The sequence below is a fragment of the Hoyosella levis genome (assembly GCF_026008515.1).
GTDB classification, from domain to species: Bacteria; Actinomycetota; Actinomycetes; order Mycobacteriales; family Mycobacteriaceae; genus Lolliginicoccus; species Lolliginicoccus levis.
The window spans coordinates 86,397-100,858 of the sequence record NZ_BQYM01000007.1; the positions used below are offsets into that span (position 1 = coordinate 86,397).

Sequence of the window (14,462 nt, forward strand, 5' to 3'; positions counted from 1 at the left end):
CTATACACTCGGCGGCGTGATCACCCTGTCCGCTGTGTCGAAGCGTTACGGAAACGCGACACATGCCGCTCTCGACGGGGTCACCCTCGATATTGCCGAGGGCGACTTCGCCTTCCTCGTCGGGCCCTCGGGCTCCGGCAAGTCCACCCTCGTCCGCCTGCTCCTGCGCGACGAGAAGCCCACCGATGGCGATATCCACGTGGCCGGATACCACCTCAACACGATGCCCGGTCGCCAGGTGCCCAGGCTGCGCCAACGCATCGGTTGCGTCTTCCAGGACTTCCGGCTCCTGCCGCGCAAGACCGCGGGCGAGAACATCGCCTTCGCGCTGACCGTCATCGGCCGCAAGCAGTCCGAAATCCGTGCTGCGGTGCCCGAGGCCCTCGCGCAGGTCGGCCTCGAGGGCAAGGCCGACCGCTTGCCCCACGAGCTATCCGGCGGCGAGCAGCAACGCGTCGCACTCGCCCGGGCCATCGTCAACAAGCCGAGCCTGCTCCTCGCCGACGAGCCCACCGGCAACCTCGACCCCGTCACCAGCCAGGACATCATGCTGCTGCTCGAACGCATCAACGCCACCGGCACCACCGTCGTGATGGCCACCCACGACACCCATCTCGTCGACCGGGCGCGCCGACGCGTCATCGAGCTCGACAACGGGCGCGTCGTGCGTGACCACGCCTCCAGCGCATACCGGGCGGACCAAGCATGAACCTGGTCTTCCTCGTCCGCGAGGCCATCACCGGCCTCGCCCGCAACATCACCATGACCGTCGCGATGATCCTCACCACCGCGATGTCCCTCGGACTGCTCGGCGGCGGACTCCTCATCGCCGATATGACCACCCGCACCCAGCAGATCTACCTCGACAACGTCGAGGTGGAGATCTTCCTCACCGAGGACATCAGCGCCGCCGACCCCGACTGCAGCACCAGCATCTGCACCACCCTCGCCGACGACCTCGCCGCGTTCCCCGGTACCGACTCCGTCACCTACATCAGTCGCGATGAGGCCGTCGAGATCTACCGCCAGACCTTCGCCGGAGACCCTGAGATCCTCGAGCTCGTGCGCGCCGAAGCGCTGCCCGCATCGTTCCGCGTGCGCCTCGACGACCCCCGCCAGTTCGCCGCGATCTACGACCAGTTCCTCCTCTATCCGGGTGTCGAATCCATCCGCAACCAGGAAGAACTCGTCAAGCGGCTCTTCACCATCCTCGACGGGCTCCGCAATGGCGCGTTCGCCATCGCCGCTGTCGCCGGGGCCGCCGCGCTGCTACTGATCGGCAACATGGTGCAGATCACCGCCTACACGCGGCGCGAGGAAGTGAGCATCATGCGCCTCGTTGGCGCGACCCGCTGGTACACGCAGGTGCCCTTCATCCTCGAAGCGCTGCTCGCCGCCATGCTCGGCGCCGGCATCGCCATCGCGGGGCTGTTCGTCGCCAAGGGCGCCATCGTCGACAGCATGCTCGCCGCCGTCTACGAATCCAACATCATCGCGCCCATCACCACCGGATCCGTCGCCGCCGTCGCGCCCGTCCTGCTCGGCCTCGCCGCGACGCTCGCCGCCGCCACCGGCTACGTCACGCTGCGCTTCTACGTGCGGGACTGATCTGGCCCCGCGGTAATCGACTTGCGCGGACCCGTATCGTTGAAGGGCTAGGCAGCGCCAGGCCCGATCGCGGGGCAGGCATGCGCGAGAACGATCATGAAGGGACCATGAGGTGAAGGAGAAGGGCCGCAAGGTCATCGCGACCAACAAGAAGGCCCGCCACAACTACTCCATCCTCGACGTCTATGAGGCTGGTGTGGCCCTCATGGGCACCGAGGTGAAGGCTCTCCGCGAGGGCAAGGCGTCACTCGTGGACGCGTTCGCCACCGTTGATCACGGCGAGGTGTGGCTGCGCGGGCTGCACATCCCCGAGTACAACCGTGGCACCTGGACCAATCACGAGCCGCGCCGCACCCGCAAGCTGCTGCTGCACAAGCGGGAGATCGAGCACCTGGTGGGCAAGACCCGCGAGGGCAACCTGACACTGGTTCCGTTGTCGATGTATTTCGTCGACGGACGCGTGAAAGTAGAGCTCGCGCTGGCGCGGGGCAAGCAGTTGCATGACAAGCGACAGGATATGGCGCGCCGCACCGCGGAGCGGGAAGCCACCCGTGAGCTGGGACGACGCATCAAGGGCATGCGCGGATAGGTGTTCCGGCTCACCCTTGCGGGACAACGTGGATGACACTGTCCCGGCTTGTCGTTACACTAGGGGAACCTGATCCCAGGGACTACGGGGCTGATCGGTTTCGACTGTGTACGTAGCGCTGGGGGAAGCGTGCCGGTGCAGGCAGGAGACCACCGTAAGCGTCGCTGCAAACCTATAAGCGCCGAGAACACTCAGCGCGACTTCGCTCTCGCTGCCTAAGCGATAGCAAGTCCGTCAGACCGGGAGCGCCCTCGGCCCGGACCCTGGCGTCGCAAGAGGGACAAACCTTACAGCCCGGTCACGGGGTTGTAGGGGACATCAAACAGTGACTGGGATCGTCATCACGACTTGTCCGCGAGATTGTGAGATCCGAGTAGAGGCATAGCGGACTGCGCACGGAGAAGCCCCAGCAAAATGGCACAGGACCCGGGTTCAATTCCCGGCAGCTCCACAGGTACGAAGAAGGCCAGAGGCACCAAGCCTCTGGCCTTCTTCCTGTTCCGGCCAAGGCGCGCCTCCTGCTCGCGCCTGGCCTCCGCGTTCCGGCAAGGGTCCGTTCTCGTCACATTTCTTCCCCTTCCGGTTGCGGCACCACCCACCGCGGGCGAAGGTGAATCATTCGCCGCGCAACGGCTGCCGGCGGGGGAGCGGGCACCACGGAAGGGGCAGGACCGTGCACTACGTCATCGGCATCATCGGGCTCATCGTGTTCCTCGCGCTTGCCTGGGCTGCCAGCTATGACCGTCGGCTCGCTCTCACGCGGCTCAAGTACGTCGGCATCATGCTCGCTATCCAAGTGGTGCTCGGCCTGTTCCTGATCCGCACCAACGTCGGCCAGGCCGTCATCGATGGCATCTCCACCGCCTTCTCTGCGCTCCTCGGCTACGCCTTCGAAGGCACCAGCTTTGTCTTTGGTGGCCTCGCCGGCGACCCCGACGCCACCAATGGCCTCACGCCATCGTTCTTCATGGTCGTGCTCATGCCGATCGTGTTCATCTCCGCGATCATCGGCGTCCTCGAATGGTCCCGCATCCTGCCAGTATTCATCCGCTACCTCGGCCTCGCGGTCGGCAAGGTCAACGGCCTCGGCAAGCTCGAGTCCTACGGCACCTCCGCATCGGTGGTCCTCGGCCAGTCCGAAGTGTTCCTCTCCCTCAAGCACCAGATCACCCACCTCGATGAACGACGCCTCTACACCCTTGCTGCGGCGGCCATGTCCACCGTCTCCGCCTCCATCATGGGCTCCTACATGGTGCTGCTCGACCCGCAATACGTGGTCACCGCCATCGCCCTCAACTTCTTCGGCATCTTCATCGTCGTCTCCCTCATCAACCCCTACGACCTGCCCCCGGAAGAGGACGTAGCCGTCTGGCCCGATGTGGAGCGCCGCACCTTCTTCGAGATGCTCACCGAATACATCTGGGACGGGTTCCGCGTCGCCGTCACCGTCGCCGCCATGCTCATCGGGTTCGTGGCCCTCATCGCGCTCGTCAATGGCGCCTTCACCGGCGTATTCGGCGTCACCTTCCAGGAAGTGCTCGGCTACGCCTTCTCGCCCCTCGCCGTGCTCGCCGGAGTGCCGCTCAACGAGGCCGTGGACGCTGGCAGCCTCATGGCCACCAAGCTCGTCACCAACGAGTTCGTTGCCATGACGCAGATCGCCGCGGGCGACTACGAGCTGAGCGATCGCGCCTACGCCATCGTCGCCGTCTTCCTCGTTTCCTTCGCGAACTTCGCATCCATCGGCATCATCGCCGGTTCGGTCAAGAGCCTCGCCAGCGCCCAGGGCGACACCATCGCCAGGTTCGGACTCCGGCTCGTCTACGGTGCCACTCTCGTCAGCTTCATCAGCGCGACCATCGTCGGACTCCTCGTCTAGGTCCGATCCGCGGGCGCCGATCCGCGGGCGCCGATCCGCGGGCGCCAATCCGCGAATCTGCTAGCTAGTGTCACCATCCGGAGGGGTGTGTAGCGGCGTGTCGCGCGACATTAGCCAGCAGATTGCGCGCGGGGCTGTCACCGCAAACCAGCCACTGCATCCGCGGGCCCGCCGCCATGTGATAGCCCGCCGCAGCCCCGCCTAGGCCAGGTTGCCAATCAGTACGAAACTCGGGCACTGTAGCGTCGACGCGCCGCGCCATCACCGCGAAAGGACCCTCGTGAGCTCCCGACGATCACGCCAGAACCGATCACCCCGCACCGCGAGCTACACCCCCGAGAAGCCCTCCAATCGCACCACCTACGTGCTCGCGATCTTCGCGATCGTCCTCGCCGCCGCCGGAGTCGTGGGCATGATCCTGTGGCAGCAGCGCACCAGCACGCCCGTCGACGAAGGCTACGGGCCCGTTCGCGACGCCGCGGTAGCCATCACCGAGGACGGCAGCGTGCGGCTCGGCGATGCCAGCGCGCCGGTGCAGCTTGAGTTGTTCGAGGACTACATGTGCCCCGGATGCCGCGACTTCGACCATCTCTATGGCGACCACATCGCGCGCCACGTCGACGACGGCAACGTCGCAGTCGAGTATCGGCTCCTCACCTTCCTCGACACGGTCTCGAGCGACGGCACCTACTCCACCCGCGCCGCCGCAGCCGCCACCTGCGTCGCCGCGAACAGCAGCGCCACCACCTACAGCGCCTACCACTCCGCCCTCTACGACAATCGCCCCACCAACGGCAGCACCCGCACCGACGCCGAGCTCGCCCAGCTTGCCCTCGACAACGGGGCCGACCCGGCCACCACCGGATGCATCACCAGCGGCGAGTACCTCGACACCATCCGCGAGAACGCCGAGACCAACCGCCAGGCCATGATCGCCGCAGGAGGCGAAGGCACCCCCACCGTCGTTCACAATGGCGCCACCATCGACTTCGTCAACCGCCACTGGCTCAACAACCTCGTCGCCGGGCCCGCGGAGTAGGCGAGGGGCGGTGGCCTTCGTTCGACCGCCCAGGACTAGTCGCCCGGGCTCCAACGCGCCACCCGCAGCGATTTGGCGAACAAACCGGCCGTGGTGTAACTTCGATCAGGCAGCGGAACTGCACATGACAGACCGCACGGGGCTATGGCGCAGCTGGTAGCGCACCACACTGGCAGTGTGGGGGTCAGGGGTTCGAGTCCCCTTAGCTCCACTTCACAACCTCATACTCAAGCCACTTCATCGTTTCGGTGAGGTGGCTTGCTTCGTGCGAGGAGCCGTGCAGGTGCCCCCCATGCCACCTGTGGTTCTATCAAGACGCGCTTGCCATCCGCGGCCGCCTACAATTGATGTTCACCTAGCCTCGGCGACCGGGGAGGCGTTCGGATGCCAGCGACCACGGATGCGAGGGGCGCGCTTGCCGAGGCACGCATCGCAGCCTCCGGCCGAGACTGGTCGCGCGCGTTCGACCTCTTCTCCATCGCGGACGAGGCCGGTTGCCTTGAGCCGCCCGATCTGGTGCTTTTCGCTGAAGTCGCGCAGGCGGCGGGGCAGCTCGACACGACGATTGCCGTGTGGGAGCGCATCTATCGGCTGTGTAGCGCGGCGGGGGACACGGTTGGTGCCGGTGGAGCGGCTGCGCGGGTCGCCATGCACCTGCTCTTCGACGCAGCCATGATGGCCCCGGTGCGCGCGTGGCTGCGCAAGTCGGAGCAACTCCTGGACACGGTCCCTGATTCGGCAGCGCACGCCTGGTGCGCGGTCGTTCGCTCCTACGAGCGGCTGATGTCGGGCGATGTCCGCGCGGCGCGCGGGGCGGCGGATCGAGCGGTGGCGATTGGGGACGAGTCCGACATGGCTGCGGCAGCTATCGGGCGAGTCGTCCAGAGTCGCGTGATGATCCTGACCGGCGAGGTAGACAGCGGGCTCGAGTTGCTCGACGAGGTCGGTGTTGCCGTGCTCAGCGGGGACCTTGATCCCCTCGCAACGGGTGTCGTGTACTGCGAGCTGGTGTGTGTGCTGCAGGGGTTGGCTCAGTACGATCTCGCCGAGCAGTGGACAGCGGCGATGGAACGCTGGTGCGCGGCAAGCGCGACGGGCAGCCTGCACGGGCGGTGCCGCGTGCATCGTGCCGAGATCCTGCGGCTGCGGGGCGAGTACGAGCAGGCCGAAGCGGAGGTTCTCGCTGCCTGCCAGGAGCTGAGACCGGTATTGCGGCGAGAACTTGGCTGGCCACTGGTGGAGCTTGGCCACATCCGCCTGCGCCTTGGCGACCTCGCTGGTGCTCAGGACGCGTTCGCCGAGGCAGACAGCGTCGGCTGGGACGCCGCGTCCGGGCTCGCGCTCGTCCAGCTTGCCCGGGGCGCTGTGACCGCAGCATCGGCGACCATCCAGGATGGCCTCGCGCATCCGCGCCGCGTCCCTTCGAAGGAGCGACCACCGCACAGTGCTCTCGAACGCGTTCCCTTGCTCGAGGTCGAGGTTCAGGTCGAGGTCGCGAAAGGCTCGAGCGCCGCCGCTAGGGCCGCCGCCGACGAGCTCGGCATGATCAGCAGCACGTTCCGGGGCAAGGCTCTGGCCGCGACCGCCGCCTACGCGGACGCCCAGGTACGGCTAGCTGATCGCGACCTGGCAGGCGCGCTGGCCCGCTTCGCCGAGGCCGCCGACAGCTGGCAGGACATCGGCGCTCCCTATGAGGCTTCGCTGGCGTACCGGGGACTCGCCGACACACATCGCGCGGCCGGGAACCTGGTGCCGAGCCAGCGCGATCTCGACACTTCCCGCAAGCTTTATGAGCAGCGAGCCTTCGAGAGCCCACCCAGCGGGCGGGGCAAGCCATCGGTCCAGGCCTCGCTCGCGCGGGAAGGCGAGTACTGGTCGGTCACCTTCGAGGAAAGAACAATAAGGGTCAAGGCTCTCCGCGGGCTCGATTACCTGGCTCGGCTCCTGGGCGAACCGGGCAGGGAGTTCCACGTCCTCGATCTCAGCAACTCCGAGGAGATCGGGGATGCTGGAAATACCCTCGATGACCAAGCACGTACCGCCTACCGGCGCCGCCTCGCTGAGATCGACGACGACATCGATGAAGCGAGCATGACCGGGGATCCGCAGCGTCAAGCACAAGCGGAAGCCGAGCGCGAATTCCTGGTTCGTGAACTATCGCGCGCTTTCGGAATCGGCGGCCGCCAACGCCGATCGGGTTCCCTGTCCGAGCGTGCCCGTGTCCGTGTCACGCGGTCCATCAGATCGGCGATCGCCCACATGGCCGACCATCATCAAGCGCTCGGTGCGCATCTCGACCACGCGATCCGCACAGGCACATACTGCTCCTACTGCCCGGACCCTCAGCTCGTGGTGGAGTGGAGCATCCGTTCCCTCGACTGAATCGGATGCTCGGCGAGGAACCTGGACATAACGTTGGCGACCTGCTCCGGCTCTTGGATCTGTAGCAGGTGCCCTGCGCCGGAAATGCGTGCTTCCCGAACGTCGCGCACGTTCTCGCGCAAGAACCCGGCGACCTCGACCCACAGCGGAAGCGTGTCACTGCCGAGGATGGAGAGAACCGGTTGCGACAGCTGTGCGGCGCGCTCGGCGCTCAGTGACCATTCGGCCAGCGACGGTAGCTCGATTCCAAAGAAGGTATCCGCGTCCTGCACCGATTGCTCGACGGCGCCGGGGATGCGTTTGGCCAGGAGCGCATGGCATGCGGCCCAGTCCAGGCCGCTGACGGTGCTCATGAACGCCGCGAACGCTCCAGCGGGATCGCCTCGGGTGTAGCTCTCGAGGACCGGTCCCGCTCCCTGCAGGAACTCCTGCCCACCGGGCAGTGACAGGAGCGACAGCTCCAGCAGTGTCACCGTGCGAACCTGATCGGGCGCGCGAAGCGCGAGCTCAACGGCCACGGCGGCCCCGCTGGAATGGCCCGCGACGTGGGCGGCAGGGATACCAAGCTGTGCCAGCAATGCGCGGGCGTCGTCGGCATGCTCGGCAATCGTGACGGGTTCTCCCGTGTGAGTGCTTCCAGCCCAGCCCCGGCGGTGATAGTGGATCATCGCGTAGCGCGACAAGAGCGGGGGAACGTCCAGCAAGGGCCTGAACCCGTCGGCGAGCACCGGGCTGATGAACAACAGCGGCTCGCCCTCCAGTACCCCTGAAACCTCGTACTCGAGCTCGACCCCATTGACCTCAGCGATGCGCATGATTCCTCCTCAGTAGTGGAATTGCTCCTCACTGATGAAGGCGTAACACCCAGTGTTACGGGGGTAACGTCGGCGGGCTTTGGCTCGGCAGTGATCCAGCTCGCTGGCGCGTAGCTGGTGTGATCCATGAGGCGCGCATGTTCGTCGGCATTCCAGGGCAGCGGGCCCGGCGTTCGCGCTAGGTTTGAAGAATGGCTGGTGAAGCGGGCGCACAAAGTGGTGCGCAGGGTCCTGGGTATGTGTCATACGAGGAGTTCGCGCTGGCGTTCTTCCACCGCGCGATCTCGCGCGAGCGGATCCTCGAGGCGGTGTCGAGCCTCACGGGCGCCCCGATCGAGTTCGGGCCCATTGGAGCGGGCCCCGGGCGGATCGCGAAGGTCACGGCGCACGGTGTGGTGCGGGACCCGGAGGTGGAGCGGGTCTCGGATACCGAGCCGCTGCGCTTCGTGCTGAGCATCCCCGTGGACCTGCGGTTCGTGGTTCGCCTGACCGGAACAGTGCATCGCTTCCGCGCGGATGTGCGGGCTGACCTGCGATTGACCGCTCATGCCGCATCGCCTTTGCGGGTAGTTGTCGAGATCGATCCGCCATCGCGATCGGATGTGACCGTTGCACTGCGCGCCGAGGGCGTGGCTTCCAGCGTGCTCCAGCTCGTCTCGGGCATGGAGTCGGAGGTGCAGCGCTTCGTGGCGCGGTACATCCGGCAGGAGATCCAGAAGCCTCATATCGCCGCGGCGCGCGATGTGGACCTCGGGCCGATGATCGACGCGGCCGAGCTATAGCAGCGGTTGGTGGTTGGCTGGCCGCGAACCGCGCCCTCATCCAGTCGCGGTTGTGTGCGGTTTTGCACCCTCCCGCAATCGCAATAGGGTGCAAAACCGCACACTTCCGAGGCTGCGGGACTCGGGCCGGCGGGCCACGAGGTCTCCGCGCCCACGCTCGCGCAAGACCTCCCCGGGAAAAGCGAGTGGCCCCCACCTCGAGGATGGGGGCCACTTCGCCTGCCAAAGGCTAGGTCTGGGAGTCGTAGCCGAGGGAGATGTTGGGCATCTCGGGCCCGCCCTCGGAGAGCTCGTCCCAATGCTTGGCCATGTAGGCAGCGAGCCCGGCCAGGCCGAGCGCGCCAGCGGTGCCGATGAGGATCTGCGCGGCGCGGACCTTGCGGGACCGGCGCGGCTTGCTCGCCTTGGGCGCGGGGTCCACCTCGCCCTTGCCGGACTTGCGGAGCTTGCGCGCGGCGATCAGCGAAAGCTGCACGGGGGGGCTGGCGGCCACGGATCCTGCCTGCTTCACCCGGTCGGTGAGCGAGGTGGATTCTTCATTGCTGGTGTCGGGCTTGGTTCTGCCCAGGATTGCGGTCATTGTCTACCTCTCTGCGGACGGCAATACTTCCAGCGTGCCACGATCACTATCGGAGTGGTGCCGGATTGGTGCGCTTCGTCCGGAGGAGTTCAACGAATCCTTCTGGCCCGCCTAGTGTTCGCTGGCTGGCGGCGTGCTGCCGGAGCGCACGGGGTGCTGGGCGATGAAGTCGCGGGTCGCGGTGGCGAGCTCGGCGGAGTGGGAGAACGGCGCCCAATGGCCGCAGTCGAGCGGGGTGCTGGTGAGGTTCGGCACGAATCGGGCGTAGTGGTCGTAGTGGCCGCGGAGGACTGCCTTGTCGTGCTGGTTGATGATGACCTGCACGGGGATGCCGATGGTGCGGGGCTGGGGCTTGCTGAGCTTCGGTGCGAGGTTGGCGCGGTAGCGGTTGACACCGTTGGCCATGTCGTCCGCGAGGGTGACGGCGGTGTGCACCTGGGCCGGGTCGACGCCGTCGAACTTGCCGAGGAAGCCGGGCCACCGCTGGGAGAATCCGCGCCGGAGGACGAGTTCTGGCAGCTTCGGGAGCTGGAACAGCCCGGTGTAGAAGGAGGCAGCGAGCTGCTTGAGCGGTCCGGAGAGGTTGCGGGGCGTGGGCCGGGTGAAGTTCTCGTGCGCCCAGGAGCCGAGGATGTCGAGGTTCGGCCCGGAGGTGACGGTGAAGCTGGCAATGCGGTCGGCCGCGCGCGGCGATGAGGCTGCTTCCCAGACCTCGACGCCGCCCCAGTCGTGGGCGAGCACATGCACTTTCTCAGTGGGGCTGACGGCGTCGATGACGTGGTAGAAGTCCTCGGCGAGCAGGGGCAGCCGGTAGTCGGCACGCTGTGAGGGAACGGTCGATGCGCCCGCGCCGCGGGTGTCGTAGCTGACGATGCGGAAGGTGTCGGCGAGCAGCGGAACGACGTGGTGCCACAGCTCGTGGGTATCGGGCCAGCCGTGGACCAGCACGAGGGTCTCGCCGCTGGGATTGCCTTCCTCGAAGACAGCGAGCTCGATGGCGCCGTTGCGAACGGTGCTGCGGGTGGCTGGTGTGGTGGTCAACTGGGATCTCCGCTCGTCGATGCGCGCCAGGGTGCGCGCCTAGGGGGTGGGGCGTTGCCAGGGCTTGGGCAGGAAGCGGGTCGCGACCGTCGCCGGCCGCAGCGTGATGGTGGGGCGGCGCAGAGTCCGTGCTCCCCATTCGCCGAGCACCACGCCCGCCGCGAGCGCCACGCCGATGGCGAAGGCATTGCCGAGGTTGGTCAGGCCCGCCACCCGATCGTCGGCGATCAGGTTGTACAGGCCACGATAGACCGACAGTCCGGGTAGCAGCGGGGTGATGCCGGCGACGGCGACGACGAGCGGGGGCGTGAGCGCGCGCCGGGCCATCAGGCCACCGGCGAAGCCGACGAGGATGGCGGCGGTTCCACCGGCAGCGACGTTGCCGGCCGAGGCGCTGAGCGCCAGCAGGAATGTCAGCATCCCGGCGCCACCGCCGAAGGCTGCCGCGGTGAGCGCGCGGAGCTCGGCGTAGCTGGCGAGCGCGAAGAAGAGCGCGGCAGCGGCAGCGGCGGTCACCTGGACCGGGAGCCGGATGAAGCCTTGCATGAAGGTGGTGTCGATCATGGGCAGCTCGATCCCGATCTGCTGGGTGAGCTGCAATGTCAGGGCAACACCGGTGATGATGCCGCCGGTCATCATGACGACCTCGAGCAAGCGGGCGGACGCGGTGATGGGGGCCCCGGTAATGGCGTCCTGCACCGAGCCGACGAGAGAGAGCCCCGAGAGGAGCACCACGATCCCGGTGGCGACGATCTGCGAGGGATACACCGTGATGCCCAGTATGTCCTGGAGGGAATACATGACCGGCGCCGGGACCGTAGCGATCATGCCGCCGACGACCTGCTGGTAGAACAGCGGCAGCCCCAGCCTATTGAGAACGAGGTTCGTCCGATAGATCGCGATGGTCGTGAGGAATGACGCGAAGGCAACGATGGGGCCCGCGCCGAGCAGGACGGCGACCGATGCGGCCATTCCTGCCCAGGCCGCGGTCGCGACCCAGCGCGGATAGGGGTGGGGCGCGGAGACGATCGTATCGAGGATGCGGTGCGCCTGCGCGGGCGTGAGCAGCCGGTTGCGCATCTGCCGGATGAGGTGATCGACGGCAGCGAGCCGGGTGAAGTCGAGCGAGCGATGGTGCACCACGCGCATGGTGGTGGCAGGTGGCAGCGTGGGGCCACGGTGCGCGGTGATGATGATCGAGTTGTAGGTGACGTCCACCTCGCATTGCTCGAGGCCGTACGTCGACGCCACGAACTGCGTCTGCCATTGCGTGTCGATGGCGCCCGTGCCCGAGTCGAGCAGCACGGAGCCAACCCGGACCGCGAGGTCGAGCGCTTCAGTAACGGCAGCGTCATCGGTGAGGTCGATGGGCTGCAGGGGGAGGATGGCCGGGGTCGCCGCGGTGTCGATGGTGGCGTTAGTGCCACCGGCGCCGCGGCCCAGCTTCCGCATCCAGCTCATTGCGGTGGAGGTCCCCTTCCACGCGGGTGATCGCGTCTTGTGATGTGCACGTTCCATCATGTCTGGAACCCGGCCCAGAAGCTAAACGAATCTTCGGCGGGCCGCTGCCGGACATGCCCCGGCAACGGCTCGGACTAAAGATGTCGGACCGGTAACGTACTGTGCACTCCGATCAGTCCCCGGTTCGGCCGGGGAGGAGCAAGCATGGGACGAGCGGTGGAGGTGCCACGGTGGCTGAGCAGTTGACCTGCTTGGAGATCTGCGCGGGAGCAGGGGGCCAGTCACTGGGCCTGGAGCAGGCAGGGTTCGCGCATGAGCTCGCGGTGGAGCTCGAATCGGCGCCCTGCGCCACGCTGCGGATGAACCGGCCGGGCTGGACCGTGCATGAGGGCGATGTGCGCGAGATCAAGGGGCGGGAGTATCGCGGCATCGACTTGCTGGCGGGCGGAGTTCCCTGCCCGCCTTTCTCCATCGCGGGCCAGCAGCTCGGCGCGGACGATGAGCGTGACCTGTTCCCGGAGGCGCTGCGCCTGGTCGCGCAGGCCCGCCCGGCCGCGGTGATGCTGGAGAACGTGCGGGGGCTCTCCACAGCACGATTCGCGCCGTATCGGCAGTCCATCCTGGAGAAGCTCGATTCCCTGGGCTATGACGCGGACTGGCAGGTCCTGAACTCCTCGGAGTTCGGGGTGGCGCAATTGCGTCCCAGGTTCATCCTCGTGGCCGCGAAGCGCCGCTACATGAAGCGTTTCGAATGGCCCGGGGCCAAGGGCACGCCTCCCACGGTGGGGGAGGCGTTGTACCCGATCATGGCGAGCAAGGGCTGGCCCGGCGCGCAGCAATGGGCGAAGCAAGCGAAGGGGATCGGGCCCACCATCGTCGGGGGATCCCGCAAGCACGGCGGCCCTGACCTCGGGCCAACACGGGCACGTGCCTCCTGGCTGGCGCTCGGCGTGGACGGTCGGGGCATTGCAGACTCGGTGCCCGACGAGGACACCCCGCCCGACCATGTTCCGCGGCTTACCCTTGAGATGGTGGCCGCGCTACAGGGCTTTCCGCCCGATTGGCAGTTCTCTGGACGCAAGACCGCAGCCTACCGGCAGATCGGCAACGCCTTCCCGCCGCCGGTCGCTGCTTCCATTGGTGGATCCATCAAGCGCATGCTCGCCGCGAAGCCGGCGACGCGTGCCCGCCGTGCCGCCACGACGGTGCCGAGGCACTTGCGCGCGGTCGGCTAGGTCGCGCGCGAATGGGGCAGCGCGGGCGCTGGCACCGACGGGTGCTCCCCGGGCCGAGCGAGCCGCCACTGCTGCCCCTCGAGCACCACTGAGGGCAGTTCCCCAGGCGCTGCGGGAACGAGGGCAAAGCTCACGAACTCGCCGGGGCTCGGCACTACTGCCCCGAGGTCGGCGGCCAGCTGGCGGTGCGCCTGGTAGTCGCCGCCAGCGATGACGATGCCCTCGGCCTGCAAGGTCGAGCGCGCGCCACCGTTGGCGCGCACCCTTTTCATGTAATCGTCCTGCTCCGCCACGGTCGCCACGGTGTTCCTGCCGATGCGTCGTCCCGTGACGAGGCGGAACAACTCGTTGACCCGGCGCTGCCCCGTCCGGGCCGCGAAGATCCGGTCCACGATCTGCCGATCCACCCGCAGCAACACATTCGGGGGCAGTTCCGCATCGCGGAACAGCCACACCACCGAGGCCACCCCGGCCGGGGTGAAGGTCGTCTTGCCATCACGGTTGACGCTGGTGCGGCACAAGCCCGGCGTCGCCCGCGCCACCCCCAGGCTCCACGTCCCGTCCTCGTCGCTGGCCGTGCACACCAGCACGAGCTGCCCCAGCGATTCCGGCGGCAGCATCCACCCGCCCATGCGCTGCGAGAACTTGCAATCCACATCCAGCCCGTGGATCCGATAGTCGAGCAGCGCCCCATCCTCGAGGACGTCGCGGAACTCCCGGCGCAGATTGATCTCGATCAACGTGCCAAAATGCGTCTTCTCCGTCTTGTACAACTGGTCCCAGCGGTAGCGGCCCGTATGCTGCCCGTCGTACAACTGGTCGAACGTGGAGCGGAATACCGCAGCGAGCCTCTCGCCGCCCGGATCCGCCCCCCGCAGCGCCCCGACCACCACGCGCAGCGCCTCGTCATCCGGCAGGACAACCGCGGGCCCGCGCCCGACCGGGACAAGGTCGGCCTCCGCGAACAGTGCCAGGCCGTCTTCAGCGGGAACTGGCACCGGCTCGGACGAGGGGAGTGGCCACAATCCGTCGTTCACACCGACACTGTAGG

General features: G+C 67.2%; 13 protein-coding genes, 1 tRNA gene and 1 other RNA gene. 10 read left to right on the forward strand and 5 right to left on the reverse strand.

Annotated features, from left to right (window positions below):
- The first annotated feature begins 16 nt into the window (after positions 1–16).
- The 8 genes from ftsE (at position 17) to QC765_RS09115 (ending at position 7,497) form a co-directional block, all read left to right on the forward strand.
- On the forward strand, positions 17–709 hold the full coding sequence (ftsE, locus tag QC765_RS09080; protein WP_278314122.1) for a cell division ATP-binding protein FtsE: 693 nt from the start codon (positions 17–19) through the stop codon (positions 707–709).
- A complete protein-coding gene (ftsX, locus tag QC765_RS09085) occupies positions 706–1,608 on the forward strand; it encodes a permease-like cell division protein FtsX (protein ID WP_278314123.1) in 903 nt (300 codons plus the stop codon). The genes ftsE and ftsX overlap by 4 nt, the downstream gene beginning before the upstream one ends.
- A 112-nt stretch (positions 1,609–1,720) precedes the next feature.
- Positions 1,721–2,197 carry an SsrA-binding protein SmpB gene (gene smpB, locus QC765_RS09090; RefSeq protein ID WP_278314124.1) on the forward strand — a complete coding sequence of 159 codons (477 nt, stop codon included), beginning with the start codon at positions 1,721–1,723 and terminating at the stop codon, positions 2,195–2,197.
- Between the two features lie 86 nt (positions 2,198–2,283).
- Positions 2,284–2,651, forward strand: a transfer-messenger RNA (tmRNA) gene (gene ssrA, locus QC765_RS09095).
- 219 nt (positions 2,652–2,870) lie between these two features.
- Entirely contained in the window at positions 2,871–4,076 is a 1,206-nt protein-coding gene (locus QC765_RS09100; RefSeq protein WP_278314125.1) for a NupC/NupG family nucleoside CNT transporter, read from the forward strand.
- Between the two features lie 280 nt (positions 4,077–4,356).
- Positions 4,357–5,115: a DsbA family protein gene (locus QC765_RS09105; RefSeq protein ID WP_278314126.1), complete on the forward strand. Its 759-nt coding sequence runs from the start codon at positions 4,357–4,359 to the stop codon at positions 5,113–5,115.
- A gap of 138 nt (positions 5,116–5,253) precedes the next feature.
- Positions 5,254–5,326 (forward strand) — tRNA-Ala (locus QC765_RS09110).
- A gap of 173 nt (positions 5,327–5,499) precedes the next feature.
- Positions 5,500–7,497, forward strand: coding sequence for a tetratricopeptide repeat protein (locus QC765_RS09115; protein ID WP_278314127.1), 1,998 nt, complete (start codon positions 5,500–5,502; stop codon positions 7,495–7,497).
- Here QC765_RS09115 and QC765_RS09120 read toward each other — a convergent pair.
- Entirely contained in the window at positions 7,458–8,312 is an 855-nt protein-coding gene (locus QC765_RS09120; protein WP_278314128.1) for an alpha/beta fold hydrolase, read from the reverse strand. The genes QC765_RS09115 and QC765_RS09120 overlap by 40 nt on opposite strands.
- Positions 8,313–8,551: 239 nt before the next feature.
- Between QC765_RS09120 and QC765_RS09125 the strand changes: the two genes are divergently transcribed.
- A complete protein-coding gene (locus QC765_RS09125) occupies positions 8,552–9,094 on the forward strand; it encodes a hypothetical protein (RefSeq protein ID WP_278314129.1) in 543 nt (180 codons plus the stop codon).
- A 229-nt stretch (positions 9,095–9,323) separates the two neighbouring features.
- Here QC765_RS09125 and QC765_RS09130 read toward each other — a convergent pair whose 3' ends face one another.
- From QC765_RS09130 to QC765_RS09140, 3 genes are all read right to left on the reverse strand, one after another.
- Positions 9,324–9,674 carry a hypothetical protein gene (locus QC765_RS09130; protein ID WP_278314130.1) on the reverse strand — a complete coding sequence of 117 codons (351 nt, stop codon included), beginning with the start codon at positions 9,672–9,674 and terminating at the stop codon, positions 9,324–9,326.
- 111 nt (positions 9,675–9,785) lie between these two features.
- The gene (locus QC765_RS09135; protein ID WP_278314131.1) at positions 9,786–10,715 is read right to left on the reverse strand and encodes an alpha/beta fold hydrolase; all 930 of its coding nucleotides are present in this window, start codon (positions 10,713–10,715) and stop codon (positions 9,786–9,788) included.
- Positions 10,716–10,754: 39 nt separating this feature from the next.
- Positions 10,755–12,176, reverse strand: coding sequence for a threonine/serine exporter family protein (locus QC765_RS09140; protein WP_278314132.1), 1,422 nt, complete (start codon positions 12,174–12,176; stop codon positions 10,755–10,757).
- 230 nt (positions 12,177–12,406) lie between these two features.
- Here QC765_RS09140 and QC765_RS09145 point away from each other — a divergent pair, with 230 nt between their 5' ends.
- Positions 12,407–13,411, forward strand: a complete 1,005-nt coding sequence (locus QC765_RS09145; RefSeq protein ID WP_278314133.1) for a DNA cytosine methyltransferase — start codon at positions 12,407–12,409, stop codon at positions 13,409–13,411.
- On the opposite strand, the gene QC765_RS09150 is transcribed toward QC765_RS09145, so the two are convergent.
- Entirely contained in the window at positions 13,408–14,448 is a 1,041-nt protein-coding gene (locus QC765_RS09150; RefSeq protein ID WP_278314134.1) for a NaeI family type II restriction endonuclease, read from the reverse strand. The two genes, QC765_RS09145 and QC765_RS09150, sit on opposite strands and share 4 nt — an antisense overlap.
- Positions 14,449–14,462: the final 14 nt, after the last annotated feature.